Origin of the sequence: Paraburkholderia sp., from assembly GCF_036488505.1 — a bacterium.
Taxonomy (GTDB): Bacteria; Pseudomonadota; Gammaproteobacteria; order Burkholderiales; family Burkholderiaceae; genus Paraburkholderia.
Genome location: NZ_DASXHN010000136.1, coordinates 1 through 14,999 on the forward strand (window position 1 = coordinate 1; position 14,999 = coordinate 14,999).

Here is a 14,999-nt window from a genome sequence, read left to right on the forward strand (position 1 = left end):
TTCAGCGAACGTGCGCAATAAAAACGCCACGGAGCACGAACTCCGCGGCGTTTTCGTTCAATGAAGACAACGCTGCCAGCAATCAGGCCGTCACAGCAGCCCGCCGCGGCGACACCACCGACACCGCAAAGCTCACGACGATATTCGCGACCAGCGCAATCAGGCCGATATACAGCGGATAGTTGTCGTGGCCGACATGCAGCCCATACACCGGCTTCAGACCTTGGGAGATCGCGAGACCGGTGCCGAGCAGGATGCCGACCAGCCAGCCCAGGAACAGACCCGGCGTATTGAGGCGGCGCGTATACAGAGAGAACACCACAGCGGGGAATATCTGCAGAATCCACACGCCGCCGAGCAGTTGCAGATCGATCGCGTACTGCGTCGGCAGGAACACGATAAACAGCAACGCGCCGAACTTCACGACCAGCGACACCAGCTTCGCATTGGCCGCTTCCGCCTGCGGCGAGATGTTCGGCGACACCAGCGGACGCCAAAGATTGCGGGTGAACAGGTTGGCCGCGCCGATCGACATGATCGCGGCCGGCACCAATGCGCTGATCGCGATCGCGGCAGCCGCAAAGCCGACGAACCACGACGGGAACAGCGTACCGAACAGCACCGGCACCACATCGCTAGCGGACTTCACGGTCACGCCGGCGGCGATCGCCATATAGCCGAGCAACGCGATCAGACCGAGCAGCAGCGTGTACGCAGGCAGAAAGATCGCGTTCTTGCGCACGGTCTTCGCCGATGCCGACGACAGCACCGCTGTCATCGTATGCGGATACATGAAGCCGGCGAGCGCCGAACCCAGCGCAAGCGATGCAAACGCGGTGTACTGCGTGGGCTTCAGCAGAATGCCGGTCGCGCCGCCCTTCGCCTGGAAGTGCGCGTCGGCCAGATCGAACACGTGCCCATAGCCGCCGAGCTTCACCGGAATCAGCCATATCGCCGCGATCACGACGATATAGATCATGATGTCCTTGACGAAGGCGATCATCGCCGGTGCGCGCAGGCCGCTCGCATACGTATACAGCGCGAGGATCACGAACGCGACGATCAGCGGCATTTCACCGCCCACGCCGAGGCCCTTGATCACGACCTGCATGCCGACCAGTTGCAGCGCGATATATGGCATCGTCGCAACGATGCCGGTCAGCGCGACCGCCGCCGGGAACCACTTGCCGCCGTACTCGCCATACACGTAGTCGGCCGCGGTGATGTGGTTCTTCGCGTGCGCGACTTTCCACAGCTTCGGCATCACGGCGAACACGAACGGGTAGACGAGGATCGTGTACGGCAACGCGAAGAAGCCATACGCGCCGACCGAGTACACCAGCGCGGGCACCGCGATCACCGTATAGGCCGTGTAGAAATCGCCGCCCACGAGGAACCACGAAATCAGCGTACCGAACTGGCGCCCGCCGAGGCCCCACTCGTGCAGTTGCGTCAGGTCGCCGCGTTTCCAGCGCGCGGCAAAAAAGCCGATCACGGTCACGAGCACGAAAAATGCGATGAAAACCGTCATCGCGACCGGGTTCACAGGATTCAGGTCGCTCATTTGACACCTCGATACACGATGTAAATCAGTAGCGAGGTCAACGGCACCCACAGAAACTGATACCAGTAGAAGAATGGAAAGCCCGCGAGCGCCGGGTGCGTGTCGTTATAGAACGGCAGCCACAGCAGCGCGACGTACGGGATCAGCAAAATGAGCCAGAGCCATGAACGGCCGGCCGACGAGGGGGTCTCCACGAACATCTCCTGAATATTATCGACACCGCGTGTCGTGGCTCGTGGCCCGGTACGCGAGTGTCCGGTTTGCCTGAGTTCAGGCGGACAAAACGGCTGGCATTGCGCCGGAAAACGGCCGCAGCGGTCTGGCTCGCAACAACGCCTGCGGACCGGCGCGCATGGCTCTTGTCGAGCGCCGGTAAAGGCGCGCGCGAAAACCACGCGCGGGGGCCCCGCGGAACGCACCAAGCCGCGGGGATGTAGTATTCGCCTTCACGAGCGTCCCCACAAGCGCGCAACTACGTATGTGCTCTACGTATTACCACGTAGCCTCGCGGCTTATTCTGAAGATGAAACTCAAAGCAAAAATTGTGCTGCTGGCGATCGTGCCGTTTCTGGCAGCGATCGCCACGATCGAAACCGGCGTGCGCCGCGAAGCCACCGCGCTTGCCGAGCGGCAGCACGCGATCACCCAGGCCGCGTACATGGCGAGCAAGGAGCTCGAACTGAAGCATTACGTCGAGCTAGCGACCACCGCCATCGCGCCGCTCTATGACGCCGGCAGCGACAACGCGCGTGACGACGCGCTGCTGCGCACGCGTGCGCTCGACGTGCTGGGAAAAATGGATTTCGGCAAGGACGGCTACTTCTTCGTCTATGACATGCATGGCCGTACGCTGATGCATCCGCGCGAGCCCGAACTGGTCGGGCGCGATCTCTGGTCGCTGCGCGACAGTCAGGGCACGCCGACGATCCAGCAACTGCTCGCCGCGGCCGCGCGCGGCGGCGGCTATGTGCGCTATCTGTGGCATCGGCCGTCGACCGGCAAGGTCGCGTCGAAACTCGGCTACGTGGTGCCGCTCGAACGCTGGGGCTGGATGATCGGCACCGGCATCTATCTCGACGACGTCGACGCGGCGCTCGCGCATATCGACGGCGAGGCGGCCGCCAACATCGATCGGACGATGCGGTGGATCGACGCGATCGCGGTGGCCGGGCTCGCGGTGATCGCGCTGTGCGCGCTCGTGCTCAACGTGACCGAATACCGCAGCGCTGACGCGAAGCTGAAGCGGCTTGCACGGCAAGTGGTCGAATCGCAGGAACAGGAACGCGCGCGGCTGTCGCGTGAATTGCACGACGGCATTAGTCAGATGATGGTATCGGTGAAGCTGCTGCTCGAATCCGCGCTCGCGCGGCTCGAGCGCAGTGACGCGCGCGTGCCCGCCGCCGAAGCCGCGTTATCGACCGGGCTCGTGCGGCTCGGCGATACGCTGCGCGAGGTGCGGCGCATTTCGCACGCGCTGCGTCCGTCGATGCTCGACGATCTCGGCGTCGCCGCCGCGCTCGAACAACTGACGCGCGAACTTGGCGACGAGTCCGGCGTGAGTATCGGCTTCACGCAGATCGCGCACACCCATGCGGCCACGTTGCCCGATGCGGTCAACACCGTGCTGTTTCGTATCGCGCAGGAAGCACTGACGAACATCGTGCGTCATGCGCATGCGTCGAATGCGTCGCTCGCGCTCGACATCTCGCACGACGCGGTGACGCTGACGATCTCGGACAATGGCCGCGGGTTCGACGTGACCGATGCGTTCGTCGGACGGCGCTCCGGGGTCGGTCTGCGCAATATGCGCGAGCGGCTCGAAGCGCTTGGCGGCAGCTTGTCGTTGAGTTCGCAAGCAGGCCACACCGCCGTCACCGCGCGCGTGCCACTGCATACACAGAGCGCGCCGCTGCGGTCCTTGCAGGAAATCAGCTCATGAACGACACCTCCTCTGCTGTTATCGCGCGGCTGCTGCTCGTCGACGATCATCCGCTCGTGCGTGACGGATTGCGCGCGCGGCTCGAAGCGGTACGTCATTTCGAAGTGGTCGGCGAAGCGGGGAACGCGCAGGAAGCACTCGCGCTCGCCGAGACAGAAGCGCCGCATCTCGCGTTGATGGACGTCGGCATGAATGGAATGAACGGCATTGCGCTCGCCAATCTTTTTCACGAGCGTTTTCCGGCAATTCGCGTGCTGATGCTGTCGATGCATGACAATCTGGAATACGTGACCCAGGCCGTGCGCGCGGGCGCGAGCGGCTACGTGCTGAAGGACTCGCCCGCCATCGAAATCATTCAGGCTATTGGCGCGGTACTCGACGGCAAAACCTTTTTTAGCGCGGAATTAAGTTCGCGGCTGATTCAGGCCTCGGCCACGCAATCGCCGATCGAGCGTCTGACGCCGCGCGAACTGGACATCCTCGATGCACTCGCCGAAGGACTGTCGAGCAAACAGATCGCGCAGCGCAACGATCTGTCGGTGCGCACGGTGGAAACGCATCGATTGAATCTGAAGCGCAAACTCGACATAGAAGGTCAGGCGGAATTGATCAAGTTCGCGGTCGAACATCGGCGCGCGCGACGCTGACAACCAGCCGCACGTAATGGCTCAATCACCTGGAGCGGTCCCGGCATGCAACGTCCGTTCGAACTCGTCGCCAGTCTGCTGATCTTCTCGTGCGCAGCTCACGCGCAGAGCGAACCGGCGCGCGTCAATCGCGGTCACGATCCGTTCATGCAGATCTCCACCGCCATCGCCGATTGCCCGATACCGCTCGGTCCGTTCGAAACCGACAAGGAATGGCTCGACGACAGCCATTACCGGATAGAGCGAGGCAATAGCTGCTGGATAGAAGGCCGCTGCCGTTTGCCGAATGCGTATTTGTACGACCCGGACATCGCCGAGAGCGTGCAGCGGCGTCTGGCGACCCTGAATGCCGCCACGCACTGGCGCGAACAGTCGAGCCTATGGCTCACGCTGCAACGCCGCTTTATTTATGTCGAGGGTTGCATCGCGCCCGGCTTCGACAAGAAGACATTTCTCTCCGAACTGACGAAAACGGCGGACGTCGAACGTGTGATCGACAACACGGTGACTAATGCGCATGCCGCGCAACTGCCCTACCGGACCCGGGCGAATCCGGACAAACCAGTACTTGAACCGGGCAATTAGCGCGCTGCGCGCCGCTTCAGAGCTGCGTGTCCAGCAACGGCACAAACTTTTCGATCAGCTTCTCGGTGAATGGCCGGTGTGTCCACGCTTCGAGCGTGACACGCTGGGACTTCGCGATGTCGTCGGCGAACGCGGCGGTCTGCTGCTTGGCGAAGTCGCGATCATAGATGTTCAGGTTCGCTTCGTCGTTGAGCTTGAACGAGCGGCTGTCAAAGTTGGTCGAGCCGACTGAGACGAGGTACTCGTCGACCACGAGCAATTTGCAATGGAACATGGTTGGCTGATATTCGAAGATCTCGACCCCGGCTTTGAGCAGATCGCCCCAGCACGCGCGCGATGCTTCGCGCACCGTATGCGTGTCGATACGCTTGCCCGGTGTAATGATCCGCACTTTCACCCCGCGTTTGGCGGCTTCGACGATTGCGTTGATGGTCAGTTTGTCGGGCACGAAGTACGCGCTCGCAAGGTGAAGGCTCTCGGTGGCGGCGGTGATCGCCATCAGATACATCAACTGCATGTCGTCACTGCCGCCCGACGGCGAGCTGCTGAACATATGCGCGAGCCCTTCGCCTTCTCCTTTGGCTTCTTGATCGATATCGGGGAAATAGGCGGGGCCGTGCAACACATTGCCGGTCGCCTTGACCCAGTTGTCCATAAATACCGCCTGCATATGGCCGACCACCGGGCCCGTCACGCGAAAATGCGTATCGCGCCAATGTTTTTCGTCTTGCGCATTGCCGGTCCATTCCGGCGCAATGCCGACACCGCCGGTAAAACCGATCCGGCCGTCGATCACCAATAGCTTGCGGTGCGTGCGATCGTTCATGCGTCCGAGGCCGGTCCAATGCGGCTTGTGAAACTTGACTACTTCGGCGCCCGCCGAGTGCAGCATATCGAGATAGCGCCGATTCATTTTCGATGAGCCGACCCAATCGAGCAGCACATGGACGGCGACACCTTCGCGCGCCTTGTCAGCGAGTGCACGCGCAATCTGCTCGCCAATGTCGCCGGACCAATAAATGAACGTTTCAAACGTAATGGTTTGACGCGCCGAGCGGATACCTTCGAGCATCGATGGGAAAATGCGGTCGCCATTGAGCAGCATCTCGAAGCGGTTGCCCGGCACCACCGCCGGGCCGAGCAGCAAACCCATCGAACGAAGGAATTGCGGATCGTCGCTCTTGTAAAGCCGTTGGATCTTGTGTTCTATTTTCTTTTCGCCACTCGACAGGTTGGCAATGACCAGAACAATGACGAGTGTGACCAATGCGGTAATGGGAATCGTCAGCATGCGTGGCCTCGATGCTAAGCGGCGGCACCCGATGTGCGCCGCGCGTTCGACGGAGAGTGCCGGACTTGCGCCTGGCTTTCGCTATTGCTGGCGAGATGCACGGCGCGTGCCCGATATGGGCCCGCCACTTGCTTAACTAACGCGCGTTATCTTTCCTTTTGAGCGCGCGCTCACGGCGATTGAAATAGCGATTCGAATGAAACGCTGACGATGCCGAAAGCATCGGCATTCTCAACACGCACACATTGGCTGTGCGTTGGAACATTGAACTTCGCTGCCAATCGACGCTCGCGACGAAGCTTTGCCGAACTGGACGGATCGGCCGGCTTCCACAACTATCTGACCAGCGCGAATGCTTCGCGACTCGCTATTTCGCCCGCGCCAAACACACCAATTACCGTATGGTCCGATGCCACGCACTCGAACGTCGACTCGAGAAACGTAATGACGAAATGACGCCGTGCCGGTGACACTGCCGCGATCGAAGCCGCATGGTCCGGTACTGCCGCAATTTCAGCGCACAACGATGAATTGACGACTTCATGCGCCGAATAGCTGGACAGCCCTTGCGCTGCAAGCGGATGAATCGCGAGATCGACGTCGCCAGGCGGACCGAGCCGATGAAACGCGGTGTCGGAAAACAGCACCGCGCAAAAGGGATCGTCGTCGGGATCGAATGGTCCGAACCGTTCAAAGTCCGACTCCGCGATCGGATACGTCAGAATCACCCGGCGCTCGCTCGCGACGATGAACGGTTCAGCGGCATCGGCTGCCGGATGGGGAATGGAGTCCAGCAGGACGACCAGGTCCTCCTGCTGGCGCACATCGACCGTGCTGACCATCTACTTAGGGCTCCGGCCGCGGTTATGCGCTTTGTTCGGCTGCAGCGGTTTGCGGCGCAGCCGCACCAGGGGCCGCGATGTTCTTCGCGGCAACCTTACGCACCGGAGCTTTTCTTGCCGTCTTCGTTGCGCTCTTGCGGCCGGCGCTTTTCTTCGCCGCGGCTTTTCTGCTCGCGGGCGTCGCCGTTTTAGCCACCGTCTTTTTCACCGGCGCCCTGGCCGACGTACCGGCTTTTTTAGCCACTGTTTTTTTCGCGGCAGCGTTTGCGCCTGCCGTCGCCTTCGGCTTACCGGCCTTCGCCGCTGCTTTGGCGGCGTCGGGAGACGCAGCTGCGCCGTCAATCAGGAATTTGCTGCGGTCCCTGACCGTCGCCAACCAGGCGGGCGCAGGACCCCGGCCACTCCACGTCGTGCCGGTTTTCGGGTTCATGTACTTCGGCGGTTGCGCGCCTTTCGGTTGACCTTTGCCGCGCCCGGCCGGCGCTACCGCCGCTTTGGTTTCGCTCGCACCGCCGACGAGGAACGGCGTACGGTCCTTCACGCCGGCGATCCAACCCGGCGCGCGGCCATGACCGGTCCAGGTGGCGCCGCTCTTCGGGTCGCGATATTTCGCCGACCCGACGGATTTAACAGCCTTGTTCGCGCCGGCGGGTCTTCCTCGACGATTGCCCGTGGCGCCATTCAGCCCGCGCGCCGTGCGCCTCGCCTTTGCGCGGTCTTCGATATCGGCGGTTGTCAGGCCATGCGCGAGCATCAGTTCGCGAATCTGATCGACCGCGGCTTGTGCTTTCCTGGCAAGTAAAACATCGGCTTGCGCCTGGAGCTTCTTAAGCTTTGCTTGGATTTGCTCTAACGAAGGCATCTGGTTCCTCCTTTATGTGGTAATCGTCGAACTATGCCATGAATGAAGCGAGAAAGGCAGTCTATTAGTCTATTTGCAACTTCAGTACATCGATGCGATCACTCGCGCGCGCGGTACAAATACGAATCTTTCAGCTTTGCTACTGCTTCCTCGCGCCTTTCTTTCTTTTCCTTTGCGCCGACTCAGCTCCCCGTTGCTTCCGTTTCGTCGCTCAGATCGGAGTAAAAACGACGGCCTGGCGGTCGTCGATGTACCTCACGCTTCGTATAAAGCGGTAGTGTTGACCGTCCGCCGTGATCCGGTTGAGCCCCACACGGGTCAACACGAGCATTTCATCGGCTTGAAATGCATCGATAACACCGGAATCCGTTAGATCCTCCAATGCGCCCGACGGATTTCCCACATAAACGCTGCGTACCTGGCTGCCAATTCGCATCACAACCAGGCTTTTGCCTTCGTCGAGAGCCAATTCGAGGTACCCCGCCAGTGTTCTTAACGACTCCGGCGTGCAACTCCTGGTCTGATAGATCGCAGCATTCGATGGCGTCATTTCTGTTTCCCCGTCATGCGTGTCAACGACCGAAAGGCCGCTGCCGTCGTTCGCGGCAATAACCGCTTCTACTATAGGCAAGCATTCGGATATTCAAAGGAGCGGTTCGCTTTTTTCCTGACGCCAATCGCAAGGCTCCTGGAAAAAAGGTACTCGGAAGCTATTGAAAAGAAGCCCGGCTGCGCCATCTTCGACCGACTCAACAGCACGGTACCTGAAATGAAAGCTGGTTTTCTTCGAACCGCCGTCACGGCGATGGCGCTTAGTGCGGCAATGGCCGGCACCGCGAATGCGGCTGGTTGCCTCAAAGGCGCGGTAGTAGGTGGCGTCGCCGGACATTACGCGGGACATCATGCGGTGGTTGGCGCGCTCGGCGGCTGCGTGGTCGGCCGACATATGGCGAAAAAGCATGCCGAAGAACAGGCCGCCGCTGTACCGCCCACGCCGCAGCGCGCGGCGCAACGCGCCGGAGGTCAGCAGCCTGCAATGCAATAGTCAGGGAAATAAGCGGGGCACCGCCGGCGGTCGATCACACGCTAATGGCTGAAATCGGCTCAGTGGCAAAACGCCCCGCCGCACGCGCTCACGCAATGCGTAATCCGCGAGCGGGCAAGATCTCCTGAGTGATCACGAAGCGGTGCTGTTTGACCGCGTCATGAAACAGGCGGTAATCGCTCTTCTCAAAGTCACTGCTCCAGGCGGGCCTGTCTCCGCTGTCGTCATCGCAGACGAGACCGGTGGCCTTGTATTTCCAGGAGCCGCGTCCCTTGGCAATATAACCGGGCACCGGTTCTTTCAAACCCGGGATACGGCCGGCTTTCACCCATTCGCGGATAGTGCTCAAACGAAGGTTGTCGTCGAGATTCCGGTTCGTGTCGAGTAACGTGGTCACTGCGTCTTTCACATCGTCAGGCATACCCGGCTGGTTCTCGAAGTCTTCGTGGGCCGCCAGAAAACCGCGCACCGCGCGGCATGCCATTTCCGCCGCCTGGACGAAATCTGGCAGATTGTGACGCGCGATGAGGTTGTTCTGGCCGTCTATGTATTGCCATCGCGTCCACGGTTGATCGGGATAATGCAATGCGGCGCCATGGCCGACCGGCAGCGCGATCGTCAGGAAATCCTCCTCGAGATGCTCGATCAGATGGCCGACCGCGCGCTCAAGGCTCGCTCGCCAACCGTCGTGCGTGCAATCTTCGGCTTGCAACGAATGCACGCGGTTCCACGGACTTTCGATTCCGGCGAACCCCTGGTGCGCCCATGTATCGACATACGTATGAAGGGTCACGCCGAGCCGGTGCAAGGCTGTCTCCGAATCGCGTTGCCGAATCGCGCGCCGCACGACTTCGCGCGCCACTTCGCTATCCGGCCGGCAAATCGCTTTTTCCGCCAGGCTATCACCGACTCCGGCAGGCAGAAAATGGAATGGCGCCCAGACGAGGCGGTTCTGGTCGTTCTCGGTATTGGCGTAATCAAATAATTTGTGCGCGGTCGCGAAACGCTCGAATGTCTCGCCGCCTTTAAAGCGAAGTATTCCGCTCGTCGTCGCATCGTCGACATACTGGCATGCATGCGCGACCGTCAATGCATCGCCAGCCGTCATTCCGCCGACTCGCGCGGCAATGTAGACCACGCCGTAGTGGAAATCGATATTCATGGGCATGCGCTCCTGCGCGCGAAGAAGTACGGCGGCGTACTCCCGGACGCGGCGCGGGAAGGTAGGGGGACCGCGTGTGAGTAGATAGTAAACGAGCTACCGGCGTGAGCTTGAAAAAAGACACGCTTTTTGGTGTTTTTCGCCAGTCGAACGTTCGACCGATCGCCGAAAATAACAGAGCCGATGCGACACCGCGCGACCCTCGGAACAGCGAAAGTACGGAAAAACACGCAGGAAAAGACCCGTGAGACACCGCGTGAGCCGTCCGCGGAACGGCTCGATCAGGTCGAATGCGTAATCGAAAGCCGATTATTCCAATGCCGTTCAGATATTCGAGTGCGAGCATCCGGTGACATTGAACTGGTCAATGTTCACTGAGACGAACGTTTGCGAACCTTTTTTATCTGGGCATCCTTCAGCAAATCGAAGAACTTTGCGCAGTGTTTCGGGCGAAACCGATGCTGGCCGCCTGCACCGCAGTTCGGCCGCGTTTCATGCTGAACCTCGCCGGTGTGCCAGTCGGTCGCCCCAAAAAAAGCCTCGCTGCGATCTTCGTAGCGAGGCTTGCGGTTCAGCGCATCACGCGCATTTCGCGCTATTACTTGACGATGTCGACGAGTTCGACTTCGAACGTCAGGTCGGTGTTCGGCGGAATCGGGCCGACGCCGCGATCGCCATAAGCGGTCGCCGCCGGGCAGGTGAGCCGCGCCTTACCGCCTACTTTCATTGTTTGCACGCCCTGGGTCCAGCACGGAATCACGCGATTGAGCGGGAACGTGGCCGGGCCGCCATGCTTCGCGGAGCTGTCGAATTCGGTGCCGTTGGGAAGCGTGCCGCGATAGTTGACCTTGACGACGTCGGTCGCGGACGGTTGCGGGCCCGTGCCTTGCGTCAGATGTTCGACGACAACGCCGGAGGGCAGCTTTTCCGTGGCCGGCGCGGCGGCCATTGCGGTCGAGCAAACTACGGTTGCGGCCAGCAATGCAACGAGTGATTTCAAGGCAAATCTCCAGTTGGGGGCGAGTCGCCGCATTGTAGCGGATCGTGTCGCGCGTGCCGCCGGCTGGTCCAAGCACGGGCTTTCGATGAACCACCGCGGCCATTCCGAAGTCCATGTGAAAAGGCCGGCGAGCCGTTCGCCGGCACGCGACTCCATTGCTAACCGATCGCTGTTGATGACCGAGCCGGCCCCACCTGACGATCGCGACGATCCCGCCACCGCGCCACTGTCGACGGCCGACGCGTCGCGCCGCGCGCCACGGCCACGCCGGATTCCGCGCAGTCGCGCGCAGCAGGCGCGGCTCGATGCGCGCGAGTCCGCGTTCGAACCGTTGCCATTTCCGTCATATGCACCCGAACAAGCGCGGCGTCCTTTCACGGACAAACTCGATGCGTGGTTCGCCACGCGGCGCTGGCAGCCATTCGGGTTTCAGCGCGACGTGTGGCGAGAAATCGCCAGCGGCGCGAGCGGCCTGCTACATGCGAGCACCGGCGCCGGCAAGACCTGGGCGGTATGGTTCGGCGCGCTCGCCGCGTTCATCAACGAATCATCCGCGGCGCGCAAACAGCCCGAACCGCTCACCGTGTTATGGATCACGCCGATGCGCGCGCTCGCCGCCGACACCGCGCGCGCGCTGCAAAGCTCGGCGGTAGAACTGGCGGTGCCTTTCAGCGTCGGGCTGCGGACCGGCGATACGTCATCGGCCGAACGCGAGAGGCAAAACCGGCGCATGCCGTCCGCACTCGTCACGACGCCAGAAAGCCTGACGCTGATCCTGACGCGCGCCGATGCGCGGGAAGTACTGTCGCGTGTGCGGCTGGTGATCGTCGACGAGTGGCACGAATTGCTCGGCAACAAGCGCGGCACGCAAACCCAACTCGCGCTCGCGCGGCTCACGCATTGGCGGCCCGCATTGCAGGTATGGGGTTTGTCGGCGACGCTCGGCAATCTGCCGTTCGCAGAGGACGTGTTGCTTGCGCCGGTCGCGACCCCAAGAGTGAGCGTACCCGGTGCGCTGCCCAAAGCGTTGATCGTCGACACGGTGATTCCGGAGACGATCGAGCGTTTCCCGTGGGGCGGTCATATGGGGATGCGTCAGGTCGATGCCGTCGCGCGTGCAATCGATGAAGCGCGAACCTCGCTCGTCTTCACCAATACGCGCTCGCAATGCGAGCTCTGGTACCAGGCGCTGCTCGAGGCAAGGCCCGAATGGGCCGGCTCGCTCGCGCTGCATCATGGCTCGCTCGATCAGCAGGTACGCGAATGGGTCGAGCGCGGCCTGAAGAATGGCTTGCTGAAAGCGGTTGTCTGCACGTCGAGCCTCGATCTTGGGGTCGATTTTCTGCCGGTCGAGCGCGTGTTCCAGATCGGTTCGCCGAAAGGCGTCGCACGTTTGATGCAGCGCGCGGGCCGCTCCGGACACGCGCCGGGTTTGCCGTCGCGCGTGACCATCGTGCCCACGCATGCGCTCGAACTGATCGAAGCCGCCGCCGCACGCGAGGCCGTCGAGCAACGGCGGATCGAAAGCCGCGATACGCCCGACAAGCCGTTCGACGTGCTGGTGCAACATCTCGTCACCGTGGCAATAGGCGGTGGCTTCGACGCGCGGGAGCTATACCGGGAAATAACGCGTACCTATGCATACCGCGATCTCACGCAGATGGAGTTCGATTGGGCGCTCGGCTTCGTCGAAGGCGGCGGTGCGACGCTGCGCGCGTATCCGGACTACCACCGCGTCGCGCGTGGCGACGATGGTCTCTACCGCGTGCCGCGCGACGATCTCGCGCGGCGGCATCGCAACAACATCGGCACGATTGTCGCCGGCGGTACGCTGAATGTCGCGTATCTGTCGGGCGGCCGCATCGGCGCAATCGAGGAATCGTTTATTTCACGGCTCAAGCCCGGCGACGTTTTCTCATTCGGCGGCCGCACGCTCGAACTGATCCGCGTACAAGACATGACCGCGTGGGTGCGGCGCGCGAACTCGTCACGCGGGGCAATGCCTCAATGGGCGGGCAGCCGCATGCCGTTATCGTCCGAACTCGCCGCGGCCACGCTGACGATGCTCGCGCGCGCCGCCAACGATATCTATGACGAACCGGAAATGCGCGCGGTGCGTCCGCTGCTCGAATTGCAGCAGAAATGGTCGGCATTGCCCGCACCTGGAGTACTCGTCGTCGAATTGCTGAAATCGCGCGAAGGACATCATTTTTTCTGCTATCCATTCGCAGGGCGCACCGCGCATATCGGTGTCGGCGCGCTGCTCGCCTGGCGCGTTGCGCGCGACAAGTCCGGCACGTTTTCGATTTCGATGAACGACTACGGCTTCGAGTTGCTGTGCTCGCAACCATTCGATTGGGACCTGCGACTTCAGCGCGGCTTACTCTCTGCCGAAGAACTCGATCACGACATTCTCGCGAGCCTCAATTCGTCCGAATTGTCGTTGCGGCGCTTTCGCGAGATTGCTCGCGTGTCGGGGCTCGTTTTGCAGGCTCATCCGCGACAGCAGAAAAGCGCGCGGCAATTGCAGGCGTCGAGCGGGCTCTTCTATGAAATCTTCCGTCAGCACGATCGCGGCAATCTGCTATTGGGGCAGGCCGACACCGAAGTACTGCTGCAGGAACTCGACGTTCGGCGCATTCGCAGCGCGCTCGAACGAATGAACGCGAGCCGTGTCGTCATCACACGGCCGAAGAAGCCGACGCCGTTCGCCTTTCCGTTGATCATCGGACGCCTGCGCGAAAAAGTCAGCACGGAGAAACTCGCGGATCGCGTCGAGCGGATGCTGGCCGAACTCGAAAAGGCGGCGCAGCGATGACGGCCTCGTCGCTTGCGATCGAGATCGCTGGCCAGCCGCTCGTGCTATCGAGTTTGCGCGCGAGTTTCGATCCGGTAATGCGCGCGCTGTTTATCGCCGATGCGCATTTCGGCAAGGATGCCGTCTTTCGCGCGCGCGGCATTCCGGTGCCGACGGGTTCGACCGAGGACAATCTGCTGCGTATCGATTGGCTGATTGCCGAATTCGAACCGAAGATGCTGGTCTTTCTAGGCGATCTGCTGCACGCGCGTGAATCGCTGACGGCGCTCACGCTCGATGCATTGCATGCGTGGCGCGCGATGCATGCGCAGCTGCGGGTGGTGCTCGTGGAAGGTAATCACGACCGCCACGCGGGTGCGTTGCCTCGCACGCTGGAAGTCGAGTACGCGCGCGAGCCGTGGCGCGCCGGGCCGTGGGCGCTGTGTCATCACCCGCGCGTGATCGACGGCGCATATGTGCTTGCAGGTCACGTGCATCCGGTCTATCGGATCGCGACGCGGACCGATTCGGTACGTGTGCCGTGCTTTCGGTTTGGCGTCGACTGCGGGGTATTGCCGGCGTTTGGGAGCTTTACGGGAGGAGCGCGTGAGACGGGGCGCGTCGCTGGAGAGAGGGTTTTTCTTGTCGCGCAGGACAAGGTGATCGAGCTGGGGGGGTAAGTGGACGGCGGTGGCCGTCCACTGTTTCGAGTGGTGTTGGCTGCTTTATTGGCTTTGCTGCGTTTATTGGCTTTGCTGCCTTTTGCGCTGCTTCGTTGTCGTTGCGGGTCGCTGTTGCCGTCGACGGGTTTTGGTGCGCAGACCGGGCAAGCCGGTCTGCGCACTTGGTGAGTGCCCCGCGTGAACCGGGGATACAACACCGGTTAGTGGTTGCCGCCGCCGTGGCCGCCACCGTTGCCACCGCCGTTGCCACCACCGTAGCCGCCGCCATGGCCGCCGAAGCCGCCACCGTGGCCGCCGAAACCGCCACCGAAGCCGCCGTGGCCGAAGCCGCCACCGAAGCCGCCGAAGCCGCCGCCGTGGCCGCCATTACCGTGGCCGCCGTCGCCGTGGCCGCTGGCGCCATGGCCGCCATCTCCGTGGCCGCCATCGCCATGGCCGCCGTCGCCATGACCGCCATCGCCGTGGCCGCTGGCGCCATGGCCACCATCACCGTGGCCACCATCGCCATGACCACCATCGCCGTGGCCGCTGGCGCCATGGCCACCATCACCGTGGCCACCATCGCCATGACCACCATAGCCG

At 62.0% G+C, this 14,999-nt stretch carries 16 protein-coding genes; 8 read left to right on the plus strand and 8 right to left on the minus strand.

The genetic code is table 11. From position 1 onward, the window contains the following. Positions 1-82: 82 nt before the first annotated feature. Both mctP and VGH68_RS07880 read right to left on the minus strand, forming a co-directional pair. Positions 83-1,564: a monocarboxylate uptake permease MctP gene (gene mctP, locus VGH68_RS07875; RefSeq protein WP_331603004.1), complete on the minus strand. Its 1,482-nt coding sequence runs from the start codon at positions 1,562-1,564 to the stop codon at positions 83-85. Further along, positions 1,561-1,758, minus strand: a complete 198-nt coding sequence (locus VGH68_RS07880; protein ID WP_331603005.1) for a DUF3311 domain-containing protein — start codon at positions 1,756-1,758, stop codon at positions 1,561-1,563. The genes mctP and VGH68_RS07880 overlap by 4 nt, the downstream gene beginning before the upstream one ends. A 329-nt stretch (positions 1,759-2,087) precedes the next feature. On the opposite strand from VGH68_RS07880, the gene VGH68_RS07885 reads away from it, so the two are divergent. From VGH68_RS07885 to VGH68_RS07895, 3 genes are read left to right on the plus strand one after another with little or no spacing between them, the layout of a single operon-like run. Continuing rightward, positions 2,088-3,503, plus strand: coding sequence for a cache domain-containing protein (locus VGH68_RS07885; protein WP_331603006.1), 1,416 nt, complete (start codon positions 2,088-2,090; stop codon positions 3,501-3,503). Continuing rightward, on the plus strand, positions 3,500-4,150 hold the full coding sequence (locus VGH68_RS07890) for a response regulator transcription factor (protein ID WP_331603007.1): 651 nt from the start codon (positions 3,500-3,502) through the stop codon (positions 4,148-4,150). The genes VGH68_RS07885 and VGH68_RS07890 overlap by 4 nt, the downstream gene beginning before the upstream one ends. A gap of 45 nt (positions 4,151-4,195) precedes the next feature. After that, positions 4,196-4,735: a hypothetical protein gene (locus VGH68_RS07895; RefSeq protein ID WP_331603009.1), complete on the plus strand. Its 540-nt coding sequence runs from the start codon at positions 4,196-4,198 to the stop codon at positions 4,733-4,735. Positions 4,736-4,751: 16 nt separating this feature from the next. Here the strand turns inward: VGH68_RS07895 and cls are convergent, their stop codons facing one another. The 4 genes from cls to VGH68_RS07915 all read right to left on the minus strand — a co-directional run bounded on the left by cls (position 4,752) and on the right by VGH68_RS07915 (position 8,280). Next, entirely contained in the window at positions 4,752-6,026 is a 1,275-nt protein-coding gene (cls, locus tag VGH68_RS07900) for a cardiolipin synthase (protein WP_331603010.1), read from the minus strand. Between the two features lie 335 nt (positions 6,027-6,361). Beyond that, complete coding sequence (locus VGH68_RS07905; protein ID WP_331603011.1) at positions 6,362-6,868, minus strand: hypothetical protein; 507 nt, start codon at positions 6,866-6,868, stop codon at positions 6,362-6,364. A 22-nt stretch (positions 6,869-6,890) separates the two neighbouring features. Then, the gene (locus tag VGH68_RS07910; RefSeq protein WP_331603012.1) at positions 6,891-7,730 is read right to left on the minus strand and encodes an H-NS histone family protein; all 840 of its coding nucleotides are present in this window, start codon (positions 7,728-7,730) and stop codon (positions 6,891-6,893) included. A gap of 211 nt (positions 7,731-7,941) precedes the next feature. Beyond that, positions 7,942-8,280 (minus strand): hypothetical protein, encoded by a 339-nt coding sequence (locus tag VGH68_RS07915; RefSeq protein WP_331603013.1) that lies wholly within the window; start codon positions 8,278-8,280, stop codon positions 7,942-7,944. Between the two features lie 219 nt (positions 8,281-8,499). Here VGH68_RS07915 and VGH68_RS07920 point away from each other — a divergent pair, with 219 nt between their 5' ends. Then, on the plus strand, positions 8,500-8,775 hold the full coding sequence (locus VGH68_RS07920; RefSeq protein WP_414696912.1) for a hypothetical protein: 276 nt from the start codon (positions 8,500-8,502) through the stop codon (positions 8,773-8,775). Between the two features lie 88 nt (positions 8,776-8,863). On the opposite strand, the gene VGH68_RS07925 is transcribed toward VGH68_RS07920, so the two are convergent. After that, the gene (locus VGH68_RS07925; RefSeq protein WP_331603014.1) at positions 8,864-9,937 is read right to left on the minus strand and encodes a DUF6765 family protein; all 1,074 of its coding nucleotides are present in this window, start codon (positions 9,935-9,937) and stop codon (positions 8,864-8,866) included. Between the two features lie 104 nt (positions 9,938-10,041). On the opposite strand from VGH68_RS07925, the gene VGH68_RS07930 reads away from it, so the two are divergent. Next, complete coding sequence (locus VGH68_RS07930; protein WP_331603015.1) at positions 10,042-10,185, plus strand: hypothetical protein; 144 nt, start codon at positions 10,042-10,044, stop codon at positions 10,183-10,185. A 350-nt stretch (positions 10,186-10,535) separates the two neighbouring features. Here VGH68_RS07930 and VGH68_RS07935 read toward each other — a convergent pair whose 3' ends face one another. Then, the gene (locus VGH68_RS07935) at positions 10,536-10,886 is read right to left on the minus strand and encodes an FKBP-type peptidyl-prolyl cis-trans isomerase (protein WP_331603020.1); all 351 of its coding nucleotides are present in this window, start codon (positions 10,884-10,886) and stop codon (positions 10,536-10,538) included. 226 nt (positions 10,887-11,112) lie between these two features. Between VGH68_RS07935 and VGH68_RS07940 the strand changes: the two genes are divergently transcribed. From VGH68_RS07940 to VGH68_RS07950, 3 genes are all read left to right on the plus strand, one after another. Continuing rightward, entirely contained in the window at positions 11,113-13,755 is a 2,643-nt protein-coding gene (locus VGH68_RS07940; RefSeq protein WP_331603016.1) for a ligase-associated DNA damage response DEXH box helicase, read from the plus strand. Further along, positions 13,752-14,414 carry a ligase-associated DNA damage response endonuclease PdeM gene (gene pdeM, locus VGH68_RS07945; RefSeq protein ID WP_331603017.1) on the plus strand — a complete coding sequence of 221 codons (663 nt, stop codon included), beginning with the start codon at positions 13,752-13,754 and terminating at the stop codon, positions 14,412-14,414. Before VGH68_RS07940 ends, pdeM begins: the two co-directional genes overlap by 4 nt. A gap of 221 nt (positions 14,415-14,635) precedes the next feature. Continuing rightward, positions 14,636-14,999: hypothetical protein (locus tag VGH68_RS07950; RefSeq protein ID WP_331603018.1), on the plus strand; the 364-nt coding region annotated here is incomplete at its 3' end.

Bases quoted from the DNA above. Each gene is read 5' to 3' on its own strand.
- VGH68_RS07940 (WP_331603016.1), top strand. From the start codon at position 11,113: ATGACCGAGCCGGCCCCACCTGACGATCGCGACGATCCCGCCACCGCG.
- pdeM (WP_331603017.1), top strand. From the start codon at position 13,752: ATGACGGCCTCGTCGCTTGCGATCGAGATCGCTGGCCAGCCGCTCGTG.
- cls (WP_331603010.1), bottom strand. From the start codon at position 6,026: ATGCTGACGATTCCCATTACCGCATTGGTCACACTCGTCATTGTTCTG.
- mctP (WP_331603004.1), bottom strand. From the start codon at position 1,564: ATGAGCGACCTGAATCCTGTGAACCCGGTCGCGATGACGGTTTTCATC.
- VGH68_RS07885 (WP_331603006.1), top strand. From the start codon at position 2,088: ATGAAACTCAAAGCAAAAATTGTGCTGCTGGCGATCGTGCCGTTTCTG.
- VGH68_RS07925 (WP_331603014.1), bottom strand. From the start codon at position 9,937: ATGAATATCGATTTCCACTACGGCGTGGTCTACATTGCCGCGCGAGTC.
- VGH68_RS07920 (WP_414696912.1), top strand. From the start codon at position 8,500: ATGAAAGCTGGTTTTCTTCGAACCGCCGTCACGGCGATGGCGCTTAGT.
- VGH68_RS07910 (WP_331603012.1), bottom strand. From the start codon at position 7,730: ATGCCTTCGTTAGAGCAAATCCAAGCAAAGCTTAAGAAGCTCCAGGCG.
- VGH68_RS07915 (WP_331603013.1), bottom strand. From the start codon at position 8,280: ATGACGCCATCGAATGCTGCGATCTATCAGACCAGGAGTTGCACGCCG.
- VGH68_RS07905 (WP_331603011.1), bottom strand. From the start codon at position 6,868: ATGGTCAGCACGGTCGATGTGCGCCAGCAGGAGGACCTGGTCGTCCTG.
- VGH68_RS07890 (WP_331603007.1), top strand. From the start codon at position 3,500: ATGAACGACACCTCCTCTGCTGTTATCGCGCGGCTGCTGCTCGTCGAC.
- VGH68_RS07935 (WP_331603020.1), bottom strand. From the start codon at position 10,886: ATGGCCGCCGCGCCGGCCACGGAAAAGCTGCCCTCCGGCGTTGTCGTC.
- VGH68_RS07895 (WP_331603009.1), top strand. From the start codon at position 4,196: ATGCAACGTCCGTTCGAACTCGTCGCCAGTCTGCTGATCTTCTCGTGC.